Genomic DNA, 19,974 nt, shown 5'->3' with positions numbered 1-19,974 from the left:
CGTCAATTCCGGCCGCAGACCAAGATCCTAGCTGTGCATCTGGTGACTGCGCTCGGTATCGCGCTCCACAAGCGGACCGTCGCGACACACCGGCTCCAACATTTGTCGGCGAGAGCATGCTCAGAGATTGGGCTGGTGAGGCGATTTGTCCTTGAGATGCGCTTGTTTTTTGCTTGAGACTGGCTCGATCGAGATCAAACGGCCTCACTCGTTGCATTGCGCGGTGCCGAAACACCTCCGGCGCGGATCCGGGCCAGCTACGGCGTTTCAAGAGGACAACCGGAACTCGCATCCTGAGCCAGTGCCCTCAACCTCATATATGGTGTGACTGCAGCGCGCCTTCGGCAGTTCACGGGCTAGCTCGCCGCCATGCCGCCGCCGCCCAGCGCCTTCCGGATCATCTCGGCGAGCTGGTTGCGGCGATAGGGCTTTGTCAGCAGCAGCACGCCGTCGTCGAGCTTGCCGTGGTGGACGATGGCGTTGTCGGTGTAGCCGGAGGTGTAGAGCACCTTCAGCCCGGGGCGGAGCGTTGCCACCTTATCGGCGAGCTCGCGCCCGCTCATGCCGCCGGGGATGACGACGTCGGTGAACAGCAGGTCAAAGGCCTGGCCGGCCTCGATCATTTCCAGCGCCACCCGGCTGTCGGGCGCGGAGACCGTCTTGTAGCCGAGGCTCTGCAATTGCGCGGTGACGAAGTTGCGCACCAGCGGATCGTCCTCGACCACGAAGATGGTCTCGGCACCGCCTTCGGCCTGCGGCGCGACGGTCGCGGCCGCGTCCGGCGTGCCTTCGCCCGGCGGCAGATAGAGCTTGATCGTGGTGCCGTGGCCTTCCTCGCTGTAGATCTTGATGTGGCCGCCGGACTGCTTGACGAAGCCGTAGACCATGGAGAGGCCAAGGCCCGATCCCTTGCCGACTTCCTTGGTGGTGAAGAACGGCTCGAATGCCATCTGCTGGGTATCGGCCGACATGCCGGTGCCGGTGTCGCTGACCGCGAGCATCACGTAGGGGCCGGGCCGAACCTCCGCATTGGCCTGCGCATAGGCCTCGTCGAGCACGACGCGGTGGGTCTCCAGCAGCAGCTTGCCGCCGTTCGGCATGGCATCGCGGGCGTTGATCGCCATGTTGAGCACGGCATTGGTGAGTCGGGACGGATCGATATGGGCCGTCATCGGCCCCTGTTCCAGCACCGTCTCGATCTGGATCTGCTCGCCGAGCGTGGGGCGCAGCAATTTGGCGATGTCCGTAATCGCGGCGTTGATCTCGACGTTGCGCGGCTGCAGCGGCTGCCTGCGCGCGAACGCGAGCAGATGCTGGATCAGCTCGGCGCAGCGCTCGGCGGCATCGTCGATCAGGCGCGCCGCGCGCTGCAGCTCCGGCTGCTGCTTCAGGCTCGCAACCAGCGTCTCCGTGTTGCCGGAGATGACGGTCAGCATGTTGTTGAAGTCGTGCGCGACGCCGCCGGTCAGCTTGCCGATGGCATCCAGCTTCTGCGACTGGTGCAGTTGCCGCTCGGTCTCGCGCGAGGTGGTCGCGTCATGATAGACCAGCACCGCGCCCGTGATGTCGCCTTGCCCGTCCAGCATCGGTCGGCCGCTGATCATGAGATGGCGGATCTGATTGCCGCTGTGCGGGCGGACGATCATCTCCAGATCTTCGAACTCCTCGCCGCTCAGCACGCGCGCCGAAGGCAGCTCCCTGGCCTTCATCGGCGTGAGGCCGTCGCCGTGAAAGACGTCGGACAGCGCCCGCAGATTGCCGAGGTTCATGCCGGCGCGATGCAGCAGCATGCGTTCGGCGGCCGGATTGGACAGCAGGACGTTGCCCTCGGCGTCGATGACCAGCACCGCCTCCGCCATGCTGCGAAAGGTGCTCTGGAGCACGTTGACCGACAGCCGCAGCTCGTCATGCGCGGTGACGAGGTGCTCGGTGCGCTCGGCGACCGCGGCCTCGAGCTGCTCCTTGGCGGCCGTGGTCTCCAGCAGCGTGCTCTTGAGCACGAACTGGGTGCGCTGGCTCTCGCGCATCACCATCACGACCAGCAGCAGGATCACCAGCGCGCCGGCGACATCGATGCCGAGCAGCACGATGCCGGTGCGGCGCGAATCCTGGGAGCGCGCGGCGAGCACGCGTTCCTCCTCTGCGCTCAATTGGTCGAGATTGGCCATCACCGTGTCCATCAGGCCGCGGCCTTCGGCCTTGCTGTTGAGCGCGGTAATGCCGGCCTGGTCGTTCATGGCGCGCAGGCGCATCGCCTCGGCGGCGATTTCGACCCGACGCAGCGCCAGCGGCTCGGTGCCCTCCAGCAGCGCGACCTGATCGGGATTGTCGCGCACGCCGCGCTTGAGATCGGCGAGCGCCGGCGCGATCTGGGCGTGCACCGCCTCGAACTCGTCCTTGAAACCCGGGCTGCGATAGAGCTCGTAGCCGCGCGCGGCACTCTCGGCGCGACGCAGCAGCACGCGCAGATCGGAGACCTTCTTCTGCACCTGGACGGTGTGATTGACCCACGCGGCCTCGGACCGCGACTTCACGTCGAGGGCGATCGAGGCTGCGGTGATGATCAGGAGGATTGCAAGTCCAGCACCGAGAATGACGCGCTGCGTTGGAATCAAGGGGCTTCTTTCTTGTCCTTCGGTGCGCTCTCGCCGGCGAGGCATTCCCGGATGCTGGTCAGCAGCGCTTCCGGCGTGAATGGCTTGCGCAGGCAGCGGCTTGCGCCGAGCTCCAGCGCCATGCGCAGGAAATCGGGAGAGGGCGAGGCGGACGAGGCGAAGGCATAGCCGGACATCGCGATCAGCGGGATCGCCGGCGCGCGCTCGTGAAAGATGCGGATGGATTCGAAGCCGCGCATGTGCGGCATGAAGATATCGACCAACATCACGTCGTAGGATTGCGTTTCCAGCGCAGCCAGTCCCGCTTCGCCGCCGTCAGCCAGCGTGACGTCGAAGCCCTGACGTTGGAGGAGGACCTCGATGGTCGCGCCGACCATCGGATCGTCATCTACCACGAGGATACGCGGCATGACATTTCCCAGTAGATCGAAGTCCCCACAGGCAATGGTGATATCCGCGAATCGTGGGTCGGGTCAATTTTGGATTGGATCAGGGTAGATATGCACGGCGGGGTGAATAGAGGTCCGTTTGCATCAACTTGTACACAACGTCGCAAGCACGAGGCTGGTGCACGCGGCACAGGTGAGGGGCGCGATACACACGAAAGAGGCGTCGCATCGCTGCGACGCCTCTTCCTTCAAACCTGTTCGGTCCGCTTACGGGCAGGGATGACGCTGCCCGTCATAGCCGAGATATGTGCCGGACGCCGGATCATACGATCTGTAACGCTGCGCGCAGTAGGCCGCGGAATCGCCGCCACCGTCGGGCACCACCGCCACTGACGGCTCATCGTAGTAACTGTCGCCATAGTAGTAGGGGTCATCGTAATACCCGCCGCCGCCGTAATAGGCGTACGAGCCGAGGCCGCCGATCGCGGCGCCAGCCGCGAAGCCGGGCCAGAAGCCGCCACGGCGATGCCAGTGTCGGCCGCTCCAATTGCCGCTACCGCCCTGCCAGTTGCCCGCAGTTGCGACGCTGCGCGTCCCGCTGAAGGACGGCGAGACGGTGGGACGGCTCGCCATGCCACCTACGAAACCGCCGCCGCTCGGACGTGCCGCCGTGCCGGCCGCGAAACTGCCCGCGCTCGGACGCATGGCCCCGCCGGCCGCGAAATTGCCGCCGCTCGGGCGCATCGCGGCGCCGGCTCCGAAATTGCCGCCACCGCCGTGGAAGGCCGCGCCGCCACCGCCGATCCGCGCGCCGCCGCCACCGCCGCCGCCAATATGGGCACCACCGCCTCCGCCCGCTGCGGGACGATTCTGTGCGAAGCTCGGGCTCGCCATCGGAAGAACCAACGCCACAGCCGCGACGGCACTGAGAACTTTCAGACTTTTCATGTCAAAACTCCTTTCCCGGGAGGCAAACCCTGTGCAGGGGTTGAAGTTCCGGGATCACGCCGGTTTGCGCGTGCGGAGAGCGTCTCACCGGACCGCTGTACCCGGCATGAACGGATCGCGTCCGATTTGCGGCGGGAAGCGGTTGTCCGAGGCACGCATTTGCGGCGGGTGCGGCCGCACCCGGCGAACTGGACATTTTGCCGTCCGGATGGCATCAGGGCCGGACGAAGCAGGGCCCTTGCCGCATGAAACAATTCTTTCTGAAGTTCTTCACCTGGTGGAGTGGCCAGACGTTTGGCACCCAGCTCTGGACCAAGCGGTACGGGGAGCTGGTTGGCCAGGACGAGCAGGGCAACCTCTATTATCGCACCCGCGGCGGGGAGATCGATCCGACCCTCGGCTTCGAGCGGCGCTGGGTGATTTATAATGGCTATGCCGAGGCGAGCCGCATCCCGCCGGCCTGGCATGGCTGGATCCATCACGTCGTCGACACCCCGCCGACCGAGATCAACTACCAGCCGCGTGAGTGGGAAAAACCGCACCAGCCGAATCTCACCGGCACGGCCAAGGCCTACCGGCCCTCCGGCTCGACGCTCGCCAGCGGCAAGCGCCCCAAGGCGACCGGCGACTACCAGCCCTGGACCCCCGGCTAGCTGCCAGCGATCAACCATCATTCGACTGGATGCATCCGCATCCGCATCACGCCGCTGTGGACAACGGGAACATCGGGGATGCCGCTTGCGCGGTCGTTGCGCTGACGCAGGCGATGCGGCTCAATGATCCCATCTTACGGAGATGGGAAACCATCGCGTTCGGTTCGGGCAACAGCTCGCGACTGTCCCGAAATGCAGCGGCCGCCGACCAGGACTCGATCGGGAGATAGGCCCCCGGTCTGGAAGGTCCGAAATCGCCCGATGTGAATGTGCAGCCGCCGTAAGACAGGAAAGGCCGCTTGGGAAACCGAGCGGCCTTTTTCTGTGAGGCGCTTCGTCGGCCGGTTTGTGCGCCTCAGTCGTAGCGCACCTTCGGGAAGAAGTCGCCGCGGCCTTCGGGCGTCATGTCGAAAAGGCCCCAGAGCGGATCGACCAGATCACCGGCGCGATGATGCTGCTTCGGCGCGGGCGGCGCGAAGCTCATCTCCGAGCCCCAGAAGTGCCTGATCTTGCCATTCGCTTTCCTGAAGACGTTGAAGATCGTCTCGTCCCAATTCTGCCCGTCGGGAACGTGGTGCTGCGCGCGCATACCCTTGGAGAACTTCGAGGTGTCGCCGAAGTAGTCCGCATCAAAGGTGTTGCCGGCCGTGGACAGCAGCGACAGATGTTCCCAACCTCGCTCGTGGGCCCAGGCTGCGAGGCGCGCGATCGGCGATTTCGCAACGATGTGAAGCGCTGCACGCTCGCCGACATGCCGTGCGGCGCCGTCGAGCCCGTCAAGCAAATGGGTGCAGCCGGGGCAGGGCAGCTCGCGCTCCGGCCCATACATGAAGCTGTACAGGATCAGCGTGTCATGAGGGCCGAACAGCTCCGACATCCTGACCTGTTCCGGCATGCTCGTTTTGCCGAGACGTTCGAAGACGTAATCTTGCGGCACCTCGCCGCCGAGCGGTAGCGCGCGACGCCCGGCGGCAACGGCCTCAATCTGAGCTCGGAGGGCAATCTCCTCGTTCAGCAATGCATTTCGCGCGGTACGATACTCAGTGCTTTCGTTGGGGTAGTGGAGATGCTCCATGATTGCGCTCCGGGTGCCGTGAGTTTCGTGCGGGTTCAACTCGTCCCCCGAAACCTCGGTTCCAGACCGAAGGTGGGATGCCTACATCACACGCGCCGCCGCGCGTTCGACGGCATCGAGGCGGTAGGCCTGCAAAGGCTCAATGCGCTGCTTGACGAAAGCGAGCACTTCGGCGGGCGCGGTGTCGGGCGAGCCGGAATTGAACGGCGGCGCCGGATTGTATTCGATCCCGAGCTGGATCGCCTCCGCCGCGGTGCGATTGACCAGGATCGACACCAGCGTCAGCGCGAAATCGATCCCGGCGGTGACGCCGCCGCCCGTCACGCGATTGCGATCGACGCAGACGCGCGTCTTGGTCGGCGTCGCCCCGAACTGGCTGAGCATCTCCATCGCGCTCCAATGGGTGGCGGCGCGATAGCCCTTCAGCAGACCGGCGGCGCCGAGCGCCAGCGAGCCCGTGCAGACCGAGGTGACATATTTGGCGTCCTCCGCCTGCCGGCGCAGGAATTCGAGCACCTCCTCGTCATTGAGCAGATCGTCGGTGCCGCGACCTCCGGGCACGCAGATCACGTCGAGTTGCGGGCAATCGGCGAATGTCGTGGTCGGCGTCACGATGAGCGCGGAATCGCTCGGTACCGGCTCGATCCGCTTCCAGATCAGATGCAGCTTCGCGCCGGGGACGGCGGAGAACACCTGCAACGGGCCGGTGAAGTCGAGCTGGGTGACGCGCGGGAACACCAAAAGTCCAATCTGCAGCGGCGCCGACATGAGAACCTCCAATGAAGTGCTTGACGGGCGCAAACTGGCATGATGCCCTTCTGTCCAAAATGGCGTAATTCCCTCTATTTCGGACAAATCATTCGGAGCTGGCCCATGATCGGCATCCTGATCTTCCCCGACTTCCAGCTGCTCGACGCGGCCGGTCCGATCTCGGCGTTCGAGATCGCGGCGCGTGCGTCCGGCAAGCCGCTTGCGCTGCGGGTGCTGGCGGTGAAGGCGGGGCTCGTACGCAGCTCGTCGGGTGTCGAGATGATGGCGCGAGATCTCAAGTCGGCGAATGCCATCACGACGCTGGTCATCGCGGGCGGTGCCGGCGTTGCGGAAGCCGCGCGCTGCGAGATCACGCGCGCCTTCGTGCAACGCCTGGCGAAGCGCGGCGCGCGGGTCGCGAGCGTCTGCTCGGGCGCCTACGTGCTGGCCGAAGCGGGCCTGCTCGACGGCCGCCGCGCCACGACGCATTGGGGCCGGACGCGCGATTTCGTCGCGCGCTATCCCAAAGTGAAGTTCGAGCCGGACCAGATCTTCACCCGCGACGGCAATGTATGGACCTCGGCGGGCATCACGGCCGGCATCGACCTTGCGCTGGCGATGGTCACCGAGGACCAGGGCGAGGAGATCGCGCAGGCGACGGCGCGGCAGCTCGTGCTCTACCATCGCCGCAGCGGCGGCCAGTCGCAATTCTCTTCGCTGCTGGAATTGAAGACGCCGAACGGCCGCTTCGGCGCGCTGCTGTCCTGGGCGCGCGAAAATCTCGACGCGCCGCTGACCGTGGAGGAGCTTGCCGATCGCGCCGGCATGAGCGCGCGGCATTTCGCCCGCGCCTTCGCCGCCGAGACCGGCACGACGCCATCGAAGGCGATCGAGCGGCTGCGCCTCGAAGTCGCCCGCGAGCGCGTGCAGTCCTCGCGCGAGGCGATAGAGCTCGTCGCGGAAACGACCGGCTTCCGCGACCCCGAACGCATGCGGCGCGCCTTCATCCGCGCCTTCGGCCAGCCGCCCCAGGCGCTGCGGCGCGCGGCGCGGGCGGGATAGGACATCTCACTTGCCGTGCGACCATGGAGGCGACGATGAGCGGAATGGAGTACAGCAATGAGAACGCGAAACGGCTCCAGAGACTCTATCTCACGGGCGATGTGAAGGCCCAGCGCGCGGAGACAATCCGGCAGCTCGGTCTGTCTGCCGGCGAGCGCGTTCTCGATATCGGATGCGGTCCGGGCTATCTGTGCGAAAGCATGGCTGAGCTCGTCGGGCCTCATGGCGCCGTCGTCGGCATCGATGTGTCGACCGACCTGATCGCCGTCTGCAACCGGCAGAAGGCGTCGGAGTGGATTTCATATGCCATCGGCAACGCGACGGAGTTGGGTCAGCCCGATGCGTCGTTCGACGCCGTCGTTTGCACCCAGGTCGCCGAGTACGTGCCCGATGTCGACCGCGTCCTGATCGAAGCATGTCGCGTCCTGAAACCGGGCGGCCGAACGGTTTTCGTCGCAACGGATTGGGATGCCGTGGTCTGGCATTCCGACGATCGGGAACGCATGGCCGCGGTCATGACATCATGGGAGGCGCATTGCGCCCATCCGCGTCTACCGCGATCGATGGCCTCGAGACTGATCAGTGCCGGATTTCATCTGGACGGAGCATCCGTCTTTCCGATTCTGAATTTGCGGTACGATGACGAGAGCTACAGCAAGGGACTGGCACAGGGTATCAGGGATTTCGTCAGCCGCACGAACGACGTCTCCGCTGATGATCTCACTGCATGGCACAGCGAGTTCGAGCGCCTCGCCGAGGCGGAACAATATTTCTTCAGCACCAACCGGTATATCTTCAAGGCGTCGAAATCTGCGGGGGCGCCGACATGAGAGCGTCCTAACTCGAGCTGCCTGCAACCGTCGCCCTGGCCGTGTCCGCGCGCGCCGTCAGCCGCCGCGCGATCGGCGTCAGCAGATAGGGCGCAAGATGGATCGGAAACTGCGTCAGCGCGAAATAGAGCCAGGTCGCCGGCGGCAGCGCGCCCGCGGTCGCCGCCAGCATCAGGCCGAGATTGCGCTGTGACACCATCAGCCCGACGGCGAAGGCGCGCTCATAGCCGGCGCGGCGGAAGATCAGCGTCGTGACAGTGAGCAGGGTGAAATAGACCGCGAAGGCGAGCAGTGCGACGCCGATCGTGAACACGGGATCGGCGACGAAGTCATGCGCCACGTCGCCCATCACGGCGGACGCGAAGACCAGCAGGATGAGGATGTTGAAACCGTCGATCGGCCGCTTGTGGCGCTGGATGGCTTTGGCGCCGACAATCCAGCGGATCGCCGTCGCGCCAATCAGCGAGACCGCGAGGATGCCGAGCAGCTTCAGGCCGAGCGTGAGCGGCGAGATGCTGAGCATGTCGCCGAGAAACAGGCTTGCGAACAACGAGGCCGTGAACGGCACGAGCGCGGTCGCGGTGACCAGCGTGACCAGCGGCAGCGTGGCATCGAGGCCGATCAGTGCGGCGAGCGCCGGCGCTGCCATCATCGGCGAGGCCATGGCCTGGAGCATCAGCGCGAGGAAGAGGCCGGGCGAGCTTCTGTCGAGGCCGCTGCCATGGGCGAGCAGCCCGACGACCAGCGGCACGCCGATCGTGGTCCAGGCCGTCGCGCTGGCGATCAATGCCGGCCGGCGGAGATGGCCGTAGAGCGCGACGAGGTCGACCCGCATGAAGGAGATGCAGAGCAGAAGGAAAATCGCCTCGGTGACGTAGGGGCGCAACAGCGTGCCGAGCGGCGGCACCGCGACGGCGATGAATGCGATCGCCGCCACGGCGCGCGTGCCCTGGTCGCCGAGCCAGGTCAGGGCTCGCAGGGGGAGGGCGAAGAGGGTTTGAAGGATGGAAGGCATGGAGGAAGGCGCGTTACCCCAATCCCTTCAACCACGCGCCGATCTCGCCGACGGCGACATTGGCCTGCTGCAACAATTTGCCCATGGTGAAGAAGCCGTGGAACTGGCCGGGATAGTGCTTGTACGTGACTGATACGCCGGCCTGCTTCAGGCGCGCGGCATATTCATCGCCTTCGTCGCGCAGCGGATCGGCGCCGGCGGTCAGCACATAGGCCGGCGGCAGGCCGGCGAGGTCTTGCGCGCGCGCCGGCGAGGCGCGCCAGTCGTGGATGTCGGCGGTGCCGGTCAGGTAGTGGTCGCGAAACCAGCGGATCACCGAATGGGTCAGCAGCACGCTGGTTTCGGGCTCGCTATGCGAGCCATGCGTCATGGCGAAATCGGTCGCCGGGTAGATCAATAGCTGGCCGGCGATCGCGGGGCCGCCGGCGTCGCGGGCGGCGAGCGCGACGACCGCGGCGAGATTGCCGCCGGCGCTGTCGCCGCCGATCGAGAGGCGCGAGGCGTCGATGCCGAGCTCGCGCGCATGGGCGGCGATCCATCTGGTTGCGGCGATCGCGTCATCGGCGGCCGCCGGAAATTTGTGCTCGGGCGCGAGGCGGTAGTCGACCGAGATCACGATCAACGCGCCCGAGACCGCAAGCTGGCGGCAGACGACGTCATGGGAGTCGAGATCGCCGATCACCCAGCCGCCGCCGTGAAAGAACACCAGGGCCGGCGACAGGCCGTCATGCCGGCGAGGCTCCTTCGGCACATAGAGGCGGGCGGGGACGTCCCCGCGCGGCGCCGGGATCGCGAGCTCTGCGACGCGGGCAAGTTCCGGCGGCTCGGGATTGGTGGCAAAGCGCGCCTGCAAATAATAGGCGCGCGCCTCAGCTGCGGTCAGGGTCTCGTAGGCGGGCCGGCCGGCCTCCTGGAAAGCCCTGTAGACGGCGGCGGCGTCGGGATCGAGGACAACGGGCATCGGGGGCGACCTCTTTAGGCTTCTGGTTATGGTTGGACGTCGTTTCCGGGGAGGCGAATGTCCGCCTTATGCCCGCCTTGGGGCTCCGAGAGGAGGTATCCGACTATCCCATCCTGGAGCCGGTCTGGCCAGACGGCGCCGGGAAGGGCAGGGATGCCGCCCTTCCCCCGCCGTATTCGGCGTGTTAACCGGAGGGCCTGCGAGCGGCGGTATCCCCTGTAGAATGTCCAACAAGCCCGATTCGCTGTTGAAGCCGCGCGAGATGTTCAAAACCTTTACCCTGACAGGCCTTGCGGCGCTTTTGGCCGCCACCGCGCTGACGGTTGCGACGCCTGCGCAGGCGCAGATCGGCACGATCTTCTCCGATCCGCCGCCGCGGCCGCCGGGCAGCATTCCGCGTGGCCAGCCGCAGCCGCAGCTCCCCGACGACGACGAAGAGGTCCCCGAGCTGCCGCCGCAGGGCCGCGTGCTGCCCTCGCGCCCGATGCCGCCGCCTCAGGGACGTCAGGGTAACGTCATGCCGGGACCGGTCGAGACCCAGCCTTTGGCGCCGCCGCCGGGCTCGACTGTCGCGCCGCCCAATCAGCCGCCGTCCGCCGCGATCACGCCACCCAATCAGCCGGGTGCGCCCGGTCAGCGCCAGCCCCAGCAGAAGGGCGGGCCGGGCGGTGCCGTGCCGCAGACGCCGGCGAGCCTGCAGCCGGGCGACGAGGTCGTGACCGAGCCGCCGGCCCAGAAGATCGTGAACAAGAAGGCGACCTTCTCCGGCCTCGACAAGATCACCGGGCGCATCATCAATTTCGACGAGGAGATCGGCGAGACCGTCCAGTTCGGTGCGCTTCGCGTCAAGACCAATGCCTGCTACACGCGGCCGGCGACGGAAGCCGCCAACACCGACGCCTTCGTCGAGGTCGATGAGATCACCTTGCAGGGCGAGGTGAAGCGGATCTTCTCGGGCTGGATGTATGCGGCAAGCCCCGGCCTGCACGGCGTCGAGCATCCGATCTACGACATCTGGCTGACCGACTGCAAAGAGCCGCAGCAGACCATCGCGACCGCGGCGCCGGATCCCGCGAACAAGCCGGCGCCTCCGCCGCCGCCCGCGCAGAAGAAGGCCGCGCCCAAGCAAGCGGTGCAGCAGCGCCCGCCGCAGCCGTTGCCGCCTCCGCCGCAAGCGCAGCCGGCGCCGCCACCCCCGCCGCCGGAGCAGCGGCCGGGTTTGTTCGGTATCCCCGGGTTCGGCAGCCGATAAACCTGATCTATTGCCGCGAAGCGATGATCTCGAGTGCGCGCGCACCCGGGATCGCGTCACCGGGCGAGAGCCTCAGGAATTCGCCGGGGTCGCCGGCAAGCGCCTTGTCGAGCAGCCCGGTGTAGCGGCGCCGCGAAATCTCGACGGCGCCAAAGCTCTTCAGATGTTCTGTGACGTATTGCGTGTCGAGCAGCTCGAAGCCGCCATGGATCAGCCGCGCCACCAGATGCACCAGCGCGACCTTCGAGGCATCGCGCGCGGTGTGAAACATGCTTTCGCCGAAGAAGGCCCGCCCCAGACTCACGCCATAAAGCCCGCCGACGAGGTCGTCGCCCTCCCAGGCCTCGACGCTGTGGCAGTGGCCGAGCTCGAACAGGCCGCCATAGAGATCTCGGATGCGCTTGTTGATCCAGGTGTCCTCGCGTCCGGCCTGCGGCGCGGCGCAGCCGGCGATCGTGGCCTTGAAGGCGGTGTTGACGGTGACGCGAAAGGTATCCGAGCGCACGGTGCGCGCGAGCCGCGAGGCCACGCGAAAACCGTCGAGCGGGATGACGCCGCGCATTTCCGGCTCGACCCAGAACAGGGTCGGATCGTCGGCGCTTTCGGCCATCGGAAAGATGCCGCAGGCATAGGCGCGCAGCAGCACGGCCGGCGTGATCTCAGACGAGGCGGAATCGCGCGAAGTCATGGCCTGTGACAATAGCAGGATCGCAATGCGGTTGCGATGGGGGGAGGCGAGGTGTGGGTCAGCTCGCGGCGGCGTTATTGGCTTTGCCGGGCGGTTCGGGCGTGCGCTGGAACCTCAGCACGATGCGGGTTCCGCTGTGGGCGGGGTCGCGCTCGACCGAGGCGTCGAGCTTGGTGGCCATGGCCGCGACGATGCGCTGACCCATGCCGGTGGAGCGCGGGTCGGCCTTGACGTTGTCGCCGACGCCGTCGTCGGCGATCGTCAGCAGCAGATCCTCGCCCTGCGAGGTCAGCTCGACATGGATCGGGCCGGCGCCGTCGGGATAGGCGTATTTCACCGCGTTCATCACCAGCTCGTTGACGATGATGCCGACGGCGACGGCTCGGTCCGGATCGATCTCGATTGGCTCGGCCTTCAGCGTCAGGCGCGACATCCGGTTGCCTTCGGCCGAGCGCCTGAGATCCTCGAGCAGCGAGTCCAGATACTGGTTCAGCACCACGCTCTTCAGGTCCTGCGAGGTGTAGAGGCGGCGGTGCACCTGTGCGACCGCGGCGACGCGACCCATTGCGTTGGTCAGCGCGGCCTTGACCTCGTCCTGCGCGGCGGAGCTGGCCTGAAGGTGCAGCAGCGAGGCGATGATCTGGAGCGAGTTGCCGACGCGGTGGTTGACCTCGCGCAGCAAGAGCTCGCGTTCGGCGGCAAGTGCAGCGTAGCGGTCGCGTGAGGCGTGAATCTCGGCCTCCGCCTCCTCGCGTGCCTTCTGCAACTCGGCCTGGCGCAGCGCGCCCTCGGCGGCGACGTGGAGCAGGGGGATGAAGTCGCCCTTAACGTCCTTGACGAGATAATCGGCCGCACCCGCCTTCAACGCGGTGACCGCGATGCTGGAATCCTGCGACGCCGTGACGAACACCACGGGAGGAGCGTCCGGGATCGCCATGATCTGCTCGAGCGTCTCGAGGCCGTCGAGGCCCGGCATGTACTGGTCGAGCGCCACGACGTCGATGCCGCCTTCGATGCCGTCTTGGGCGGCGGCCTTACGGATGTGCTCGAGGCCTTCTTCGCCGCTGGCGGCATGAACGACCCTGTAGCCGCGCCGGGTCAGGCCGCGTTCGACCAGGCGCGCCAGCGCGTCGTCGTCGTCGATATAGAGCAGTGTCGGCGTTCTCTGGTTCATGGGGCGGCGGGCGGGACCTGGATGACCGAGAAGAACAGCCCGAGTTGCCGGATGGCGTTGGCGAAATTCTCGTAGTTGACGGGTTTGGTGATGTAGACGTTGCAGCCGAGCTCGTAGCAGCGCTTGATCTCCTGGGAGTCGTCGGTGGTCGTGAGTACGACCACCGGCGAGGCCTTGAGATATTTGTTCTCCTTGATCTGCTTCAGGATGTCGATCCCGCTCATATCGGGCAGGTTGAGGTCGAGCAGGATCAAGAGGGCATTGCCCTTCTGGGGCAGCCCGCTGCCGTCGGCGCCGAACAGGTGCTTCACCGCATCGGTGCCGTTGGCAAACGATATGATCTCGTTGTTGACGCCGGAACGGCGAATGTTGCGCTCGATCAGTCGGGCGTGCCCCTCGTCGTCCTCGATCATGATGATGGTGACTGGTTGCGTCATCGATCTGGGTTCCGGGTGCTGGCGTTCCACGCGACGGGCAGCGTGATGGTGAACGTGCTGCCCGCGTTGAGTTCCGACGATACCGACATGGTGCCGCCGAGACGACGCACAAGTGCACGCACATGTGCAAGACCTATGCCCTGTCCCGGCTTGTCCTGGGTTCCCGCACGGCGGAACAGGTCGAATATCCGCTGATGATCCTTCGGATCGATGCCGCGGCCGTTGTCGCTGATCTCGAAGATAGCGTAGCCGAGCTTGGTCCGCCCGCGAATTCTGATCTCGCCGGGCGCCCCGCTCTTCAGATATTTGATCGCGTTGTCGATCAGGTTGGAGAAGATCTGCTCCAGCGCAAGGCGGTCGCTGACGATATCAGGCAGCGGCTCGACGTGGATCGTGGCCTGCGCTTCCACGGCCTGATGCGCCAGCGTCGACACGATGGCCTCGACGAACTCGCGTATGTCGATCTTCTCCGGCTGGAATTCGCGCCGGCCCTCGCGGGTGAGGTTGAGGATCGCCGAGATCAGCCGGTCCATCTTGGCGATCGACGATTTGATGAAGCCGAGCGCCTCGGAAAAATCCTCGGAGAGCTGCTTGTCGGGACCTTCGAGCGTGATCTCGCCGGAGGCCAAGGGCGGCCCGTCGGCCGGGACGTGGGTGAGGCTGCTGACGCGGCGGAAGATGTCGCCGCCGAGCTCCTCGAGCTCGCTGGTGAAGCCCATGATGTTGACGAGCGGCGAGCGCAGATCGTGGCTGACGATATAGGCGAAGCGCTGGATCTCGTTGTTGGCCTCGCGCAGGTCGGCCGTGCGTTCGTCGACGACGGCCTCCAGATTGAGGTTGGCATCGCGCAGACGCGTCTCGGCCTCGTCACGGATGCGTGCCGAGCGCCGCAGCAGCCAGATCGAGATCAGCGCCAGCACCACCACGAGACCGGAGCCGATGCCGGTGAGGGAGGCGGCCAGCGTCTGGCTGCGGTCGGCATTGACGGAGCGCTGCCGGAACAGCCGTTCCTCTTCACGGATCATCGCGTTGGCGAGGTTGGTGATCGTGGTGGTCGTGGTGCCGCCGGCGGCCTCGCGCACGAGTGCCTTGGCATTGTCGGGTTGACCTTGTTTGACGAAGTCCATCTCGCGCGCGAACTGGCCGAGCCGGACCTCGATCGCGGCGCTCAGCTTCTCGACGCTGTCGCGCTGCGCCGGACTGTCGCCGATCTGGCGCGTGAGCTTGTCGAGTGCCGGAATGATCGCTGCGACGGCCCTCTCGTGATCCGACTGGAAATCCGGTCCCTGCGTCAGGAGAAAGCCGCGGGCGCTGCTCTCGGCACGTCGGACCTCAAGCAACAGCGTATTGACCTGGTTCTCCACCTCGATGGTGTGGAGCACCCATTTGCTGTCGTCTCTTGCCTTGTTGACGAGGTAGACCGAGCCGGCGCTGATCACGGTCAGCACGAGCAGGCCCGCTGCGAACAGCAGGATCTGCCAAAATGCGCGCCGCCGCTGCGCTTCAGCCTTCACGACGGTGTCGCCCCGCGCAGACCAATGGAAAATCCAACGCCCCCTTTTTCAAACAGCTCCCAGCTGCTCAAAACGCCCGTAAAGGCAACGGGTTCCCCCGGGCGCGGGATTTATTTGGGAGTGGGTTCCGCCTTGCCGGCCAGATACTGTTCCAGCCAGTGGATGTGATAGTCGCCGTTGATGATGTCGTCCTCGCGCACCAACGCGCGGAACAGCGGCAGCGTGGTCTCGATGCCTTCGACCACCATCTCGTCGAGCGCGCGGCGCAGCCGCATCAGGCATTCGGCGCGTGTCTTGCCGTGCACGATCAGCTTGCCGACGAGCGAGTCGTAATAAGGCGGGATCGTGTAGCCCTGGTAGACGGCCGAATCGATCCGGACGCCGAGCCCGCCGGGCGGATGGTATTGCTGGATCCGGCCGGGCGAGGGGCGGAAGGTCTGCGGATGCTCGGCATTGATGCGGCACTCGATCGCGTGGCCGATGACCTGGACTTCCTCCTGCTTCGCCGGCAGATCGCCGCCGGCGGCGATGCGGATCTGCTCCAGCACGAGGTCGATGTCGGTGATGCTCTCGGTGACCGGATGCTCGACCTGGATGCGCGTGTTCATCTCGATGAAATAGAACTCGCCGTCCTCGAACAGGAATTCGATGGTGCCGACGCCGAGATATTTCATCTCGCGCATCGCTTTCGCGCAGGTCTCGCCGATCTTGGCGCGCGCGGCGGCGGCCAGCACGGGCGAGGGGCCTTCCTCCCAGACCTTCTGGTGGCGGCGTTGCAGCGAGCAGTCGCGTTCGCCGAGGTGAATCGCGCCGCCGCGGCCGTCGCCGAGAATCTGGATCTCGATATGGCGCGGCTTCTGGAGATATTTTTCCAGGTAAACGGAGGCATCGCCAAAGGCGGATTTGGCCTCGTTGGCCGCCGTGGACAGCGCCAGCTGGAGGTCGGCCTCGCTGTGCGCGACCTTCATGCCGCGGCCGCCGCCGCCCGCCGCCGCCTTCACCAGCACGGGAAAGCCGATCTTCTTCGCGATCGCCATGGCGTCATCGTCGGGGCCGACCGCGCCGTCGGAGCCGGGCACCACGGGGATGCCGAGCCGCTTGGCGGTCTTCTTGGCCTCGATCTTGTCGCCCATCAGGCGGATGTGCTCGGCCTTCGGGCCGATGAAATGCAGATTGTGCTCGCCGAGGATTTCCGCGAAGCGCGCGTTCTCGGACAGGAAGCCGTAGCCGGGATGCACGGCATCGGCGCCGGTGATCTCGCAGGCCGCGAGCAGCGCGGGCACGTTGAGATAGCTGTCCTTGGACGCCGGCGGCCCGATGCAGACGCTCTCGTCCGACAGGCGCACATGCATGGCGTCGGCATCGGCGGTCGAGTGCACGGCGACGGTCGCGATCCCGAGCTCCTTGCAGGCCCTGAGGATGCGAAGGGCGATCTCGCCGCGGTTGGCTATGAGGATCTTGTCGAACATGGTGCCCTTGAGGGACTGGCGCGCGGAAGGCGGCGAGGGCGGGCTGGCCGCCCCCGACAATTACTCGATGATGACGAGCGGCTCGCCGTACTCGACCGGCTGGCCGTCCTCGACCAGAATCTGCGTCACCGTGCCGGCGCGCGGCGAGGGGATCTGGTTCATGGTCTTCATGGCTTCGATGATCAGCAGCGTCTGGCCGACCGAGACCTTGGTGCCGACGTCGATGAACGGCTTGGCGCCGGGCTCCGGCGCCCAATAGGCGGTGCCGACCATCGGCGAGGTTACGGCGCCCGGATGCTTGGACAAATCGGCTGCTGCGGCTGCGGGCGCTGCTGCGGCTACGGCTGCCGGCAGGGCAGGAGCAGCCGCGAGCGGCATCGGCATCGTCGCGGCGACGCTGATGTTGCGGGCGACGCGCAGGCGCAGGCCCGCGCGCTCGATCTCGATCTCGGTGAGGCTGGTCTCGTCGAGCAGGAGAGCGAGCTCGCGGACGAGCGCGGAATCCTCGCTGGAAAACTTTGCGGCTGCTTTGTCGTCTGGCTGGCGCGCCATGTTGCTTGATCCGAATGTTCTGTGTGGTGAGGGAGCGTCAGGCTTTGGACTTGATGCCGAGCTTGGCAGCAAGGCCCTGGATGGCGAGGCGGTAGCCCTCGATGCCGAAACCGCACAGCGAGGCGAACGCCGCACGCGCGGTGTAGGAATGGTGACGGAAGCTCTCGCGGGCGTGGATGTTGGTCACGTGGACCTCGACCGTCGGGATCTGCACCGCGAGCAGCGCATCGTGCAGCGCGATCGACGTGTGCGAATAGCCGCCGGCGTTGATGATGATGCCCTTCATCTTGCGCGCATGCGCCTCGTGGATGAAGTCGATCAGCTCGCCCTCGCGGTTGGACTGCCGGCAGTCGGCCTTGAGGCCGAACGCCGCCGCCGTCTCGCGGCACAGCGCCTCGACGTCCGCCAGTGTCGCATGACCATACTTTTCAGGCTCGCGCGTCCCCAACATGTTGAGGTTCGGCCCGTTGAGAACGAGGATCGTGTCGGTTGCTGGTTCTGCCATTCCAATCCCGGAAGAGGTGCTTCGGCGTGGCGGGGTTATAGGTAACAAAGCGCCCTAGGGGAAGCCTTGAAGGACCTCCCAAGGGGCTTCAGGCACCTCATCCTGGGTGCAAAAACCTGTGCGGAAGCTACGGAAATTGCTTGTTAACCAGTCCAAAGCATGGCTGCCGGCCAAACGCAAGGAGGCGGGCATTGCTGCCCGCCCCCCGGATAGTTGTCATCGGGCCTAGACGTCGAGAACCGCGATGATCTCGTAGGTGTTCGGATCGATGATCACGATCTGCTCGCGGACCATGACATAGCGGTAGCTGCGCCACTCCGGATAGATCGTCGCAACCCGGGACGGCAGGGCGTGCAGCTCGATGCCCTCGCGCGGAATGCGGGTGCCCACCGAGATCGCGAAGTTCACATTGGTCACGGGGGCCACGCGCTGCTCGCGGATCACCGAGGTGATCTGGGTCCGCTGTTCGGTCGAGAGCTTGGCGCCGGCGCCAGCCTGGCCGACCGTCGTGTTGGTGCCGGTCTGGCCCTGGGCGTTCTGGTTGGTGCTCGTGCCAGTACCCTTCTGGGTCTCGGCATTGTTGGTCGAGGTGCCGCTCTTGCTGCCCTCAGCCTTCATGTCCTTGTCCTTCTGGCCGGACTTGGTGGTGTCCTGACTCATGCTCTTGGACTTGTCCTGCTGAGACTTGTCCATCTGACCTTGCGCGCGTTCATCGGTGCGCTGGCCCTTGGTCGCGCCGGCCTTGTCCTCGGCGGCGTTCTTGTTCATCTCGCGACCACGGTGCTCGTCCTTCATCGCGCCGGACGACTTGTCGTCGGCGGCCCGATCGGACTTCATGCTGCCGGCACCACCGGCCTGCCCAACGGTGCCCTTCTCATGAGCGGAGTCACGGCCCATCGAGCCGCGCTCAGCGGCGCCACCGGACGGCTGCGAATGCTGCATCTGCTGTTGCGAGCCAGCGCCGCCACTGTCGCGGCCCTTGTCTTGTGCGTTCGCCAGACCGGTGCCGGCGACGAGCGCCAGTGCGGCAACCGAGATCATAAAGCGGTTCAACATCGAAATTCTCCTCACGTGTTTCTTTGCGCGTCATTGCCCGCGCCGACAACGAAAGGAGATTTGAGTTGTTCCGGAACTTCGCCTGTTCCGTGGTATTTGTTTGTTGAATGCCGGATGAATGAGTTGGCAGGATTGCGCCAAGGTTTCGTGTAAGAATAGAGGCCGGCTTTTCAGCCGGCCTTTTCGCGCCTTCAATATCGAAAAACGTGCAATCAGCAGGTCGCTTTGCCGCAGCGGGCAATGCCGATCTTTTCCTTCAGGCCTTCAACGCCGACCGCGCCGATCACGATCTGCTTGCCGATCACGTAGCTCGGCGTGCCGTTCATGCCCATCGCCTCTGCAAGCTTGAAGTTCTCCTCGATGGTGGCGCGCACCTCTGGGCTCGCGAGGTCCTTCTCGATTTTGGCGGTGTCGAGGCCGGCGTCCTTTGCCGCCTGCATGGCGCGCGCCTTGTCGGCCGCGCCGCGGCCGCCAAGCAGCTTCTGGTGGAAGTCGAGATACTTCTTGCCGGAGGGATCCTGCATGCGCACGGCGACGGCGACCTGCGCCGCTTCCACCGAGCCCTGGCTCAGCACCGGAAACTCCTTCAGCACGACTTTCAGCTTCGGATCGCTCTTCATGAGGCTGAGCATGTCGTCCATCGCGCGTTTGCAATAGCCGCAATTGTAGTCGAAGAACTCGACGAAGGTGACGTCTCCGTCCTTGTTGCCCAGCACGACCTGGCGCGGCGAGTTGAAGATCGCCTCTGCGTTTTGCGCGATGCTGGCTTCGTGCTTCTGCGTTTCGGCCGCGGCCTGGCGCTTGCTGAGCTCGGTCATCGCTTCCTCGAGCACCTCGGGGTGGGTGACGAGATAGTTCTTGATGATCGCCTCGATGTCGGTGCGCTGGGCATCGGAGAAGCTGTCGGCCGACGCGGGCGCGGCTACGCCGAACATGGCGAGCGCAAACAGCGCGGGGGCAAGCAGACGCAGCGAAGGCATAGGCAAATCCTCTTATCCAAAGCAGGTTTCGGAAAACGTCCCGGCGGAC

At 65.7% G+C, this 19,974-nt stretch carries 20 protein-coding genes; 4 read left to right on the top strand and 16 right to left on the bottom strand.

Annotation, left to right across the window (positions count from 1 at the left end):
- Positions 1-356 precede the first annotated feature (356 nt).
- The 3 genes from XH79_RS25565 to XH79_RS25555 form a co-directional block, all read right to left on the bottom strand.
- Positions 357-2,615, bottom strand: coding sequence for a CHASE3 domain-containing protein (locus XH79_RS25565; RefSeq protein WP_271583382.1), 2,259 nt, complete (start codon positions 2,613-2,615; stop codon positions 357-359).
- On the bottom strand, positions 2,612-3,025 hold the full coding sequence (locus tag XH79_RS25560; RefSeq protein ID WP_212336972.1) for a response regulator: 414 nt from the start codon (positions 3,023-3,025) through the stop codon (positions 2,612-2,614). Before XH79_RS25560 ends, XH79_RS25565 begins: the two co-directional genes overlap by 4 nt.
- Before the next feature lie 246 nt (positions 3,026-3,271).
- The gene (locus XH79_RS25555) at positions 3,272-3,952 is read right to left on the bottom strand and encodes a BA14K family protein (protein ID WP_271583381.1); all 681 of its coding nucleotides are present in this window, start codon (positions 3,950-3,952) and stop codon (positions 3,272-3,274) included.
- A 245-nt stretch (positions 3,953-4,197) separates the two neighbouring features.
- On the opposite strand from XH79_RS25555, the gene XH79_RS25550 reads away from it, so the two are divergent.
- Entirely contained in the window at positions 4,198-4,605 is a 408-nt protein-coding gene (locus XH79_RS25550) for an NADH:ubiquinone oxidoreductase subunit NDUFA12 (protein ID WP_026312721.1), read from the top strand.
- A 355-nt stretch (positions 4,606-4,960) separates the two neighbouring features.
- Here the strand turns inward: XH79_RS25550 and XH79_RS25545 are convergent, their stop codons facing one another.
- Positions 4,961-5,680, bottom strand: a complete 720-nt coding sequence (locus XH79_RS25545) for a DUF899 family protein (protein ID WP_271583380.1) — start codon at positions 5,678-5,680, stop codon at positions 4,961-4,963.
- An 81-nt stretch (positions 5,681-5,761) separates the two neighbouring features.
- Entirely contained in the window at positions 5,762-6,448 is a 687-nt protein-coding gene (locus XH79_RS25540; protein ID WP_271583379.1) for a DJ-1/PfpI family protein, read from the bottom strand.
- Between the two features lie 105 nt (positions 6,449-6,553).
- Between XH79_RS25540 and XH79_RS25535 the strand changes: the two genes are divergently transcribed.
- Both XH79_RS25535 and XH79_RS25530 read left to right on the top strand, forming a co-directional pair.
- Positions 6,554-7,492, top strand: coding sequence for a GlxA family transcriptional regulator (locus XH79_RS25535; RefSeq protein ID WP_271583378.1), 939 nt, complete (start codon positions 6,554-6,556; stop codon positions 7,490-7,492).
- Between the two features lie 23 nt (positions 7,493-7,515).
- A complete protein-coding gene (locus XH79_RS25530) occupies positions 7,516-8,322 on the top strand; it encodes a methyltransferase domain-containing protein (protein WP_271583377.1) in 807 nt (268 codons plus the stop codon).
- Between the two features lie 7 nt (positions 8,323-8,329).
- On the opposite strand, the gene XH79_RS25525 is transcribed toward XH79_RS25530, so the two are convergent.
- Positions 8,330-9,337 carry a Na+-dependent transporter gene (locus tag XH79_RS25525; RefSeq protein ID WP_271583376.1) on the bottom strand — a complete coding sequence of 336 codons (1,008 nt, stop codon included), beginning with the start codon at positions 9,335-9,337 and terminating at the stop codon, positions 8,330-8,332.
- Positions 9,338-9,350: 13 nt separating this feature from the next.
- Positions 9,351-10,298, bottom strand: coding sequence for an alpha/beta hydrolase (locus XH79_RS25520; protein ID WP_271583375.1), 948 nt, complete (start codon positions 10,296-10,298; stop codon positions 9,351-9,353).
- A 223-nt stretch (positions 10,299-10,521) separates the two neighbouring features.
- Here XH79_RS25520 and XH79_RS25515 point away from each other — a divergent pair, with 223 nt between their 5' ends.
- The gene (locus tag XH79_RS25515; protein WP_212336958.1) at positions 10,522-11,550 is read left to right on the top strand and encodes a DUF2155 domain-containing protein; all 1,029 of its coding nucleotides are present in this window, start codon (positions 10,522-10,524) and stop codon (positions 11,548-11,550) included.
- A gap of 7 nt (positions 11,551-11,557) precedes the next feature.
- On the opposite strand, the gene aat is transcribed toward XH79_RS25515, so the two are convergent.
- The 9 genes from aat to XH79_RS25470 form a co-directional block, all read right to left on the bottom strand.
- Positions 11,558-12,238: a leucyl/phenylalanyl-tRNA--protein transferase gene (gene aat, locus XH79_RS25510; RefSeq protein WP_271583374.1), complete on the bottom strand. Its 681-nt coding sequence runs from the start codon at positions 12,236-12,238 to the stop codon at positions 11,558-11,560.
- A gap of 58 nt (positions 12,239-12,296) precedes the next feature.
- Positions 12,297-13,412, bottom strand: coding sequence for a sensor histidine kinase (locus XH79_RS25505; RefSeq protein WP_212336954.1), 1,116 nt, complete (start codon positions 13,410-13,412; stop codon positions 12,297-12,299).
- On the bottom strand, positions 13,409-13,849 hold the full coding sequence (locus XH79_RS25500) for a response regulator (protein ID WP_271583373.1): 441 nt from the start codon (positions 13,847-13,849) through the stop codon (positions 13,409-13,411). Before XH79_RS25500 ends, XH79_RS25505 begins: the two co-directional genes overlap by 4 nt.
- Positions 13,846-15,363: a sensor histidine kinase gene (locus XH79_RS25495; protein ID WP_212336950.1), complete on the bottom strand. Its 1,518-nt coding sequence runs from the start codon at positions 15,361-15,363 to the stop codon at positions 13,846-13,848. Before XH79_RS25495 ends, XH79_RS25500 begins: the two co-directional genes overlap by 4 nt.
- A gap of 110 nt (positions 15,364-15,473) precedes the next feature.
- On the bottom strand, positions 15,474-16,832 hold the full coding sequence (accC, locus tag XH79_RS25490) for an acetyl-CoA carboxylase biotin carboxylase subunit (protein ID WP_212336948.1): 1,359 nt from the start codon (positions 16,830-16,832) through the stop codon (positions 15,474-15,476).
- A gap of 60 nt (positions 16,833-16,892) precedes the next feature.
- Positions 16,893-17,384 (bottom strand): acetyl-CoA carboxylase biotin carboxyl carrier protein, encoded by a 492-nt coding sequence (gene accB, locus XH79_RS25485; protein WP_212336947.1) that lies wholly within the window; start codon positions 17,382-17,384, stop codon positions 16,893-16,895.
- 37 nt (positions 17,385-17,421) lie between these two features.
- Positions 17,422-17,889, bottom strand: coding sequence for a type II 3-dehydroquinate dehydratase (gene aroQ / locus XH79_RS25480; protein ID WP_271583372.1), 468 nt, complete (start codon positions 17,887-17,889; stop codon positions 17,422-17,424).
- Positions 17,890-18,114: 225 nt separating this feature from the next.
- The gene (locus XH79_RS25475) at positions 18,115-18,945 is read right to left on the bottom strand and encodes a DUF1236 domain-containing protein (protein ID WP_212336945.1); all 831 of its coding nucleotides are present in this window, start codon (positions 18,943-18,945) and stop codon (positions 18,115-18,117) included.
- Positions 18,946-19,157: 212 nt separating this feature from the next.
- Positions 19,158-19,925: a DsbA family protein gene (locus tag XH79_RS25470; RefSeq protein ID WP_271583371.1), complete on the bottom strand. Its 768-nt coding sequence runs from the start codon at positions 19,923-19,925 to the stop codon at positions 19,158-19,160.
- Positions 19,926-19,974 lie beyond the last annotated feature (49 nt).

Source organism: Bradyrhizobium sp. CCBAU 45389 (assembly GCF_028128625.1).
Taxonomy (GTDB): Bacteria; Pseudomonadota; Alphaproteobacteria; order Rhizobiales; family Xanthobacteraceae; genus Bradyrhizobium; species Bradyrhizobium liaoningense_B.
Note: the sequence above shows the minus strand (reverse complement) of the source record. Positions and strands in the feature narration are given on the sequence as shown.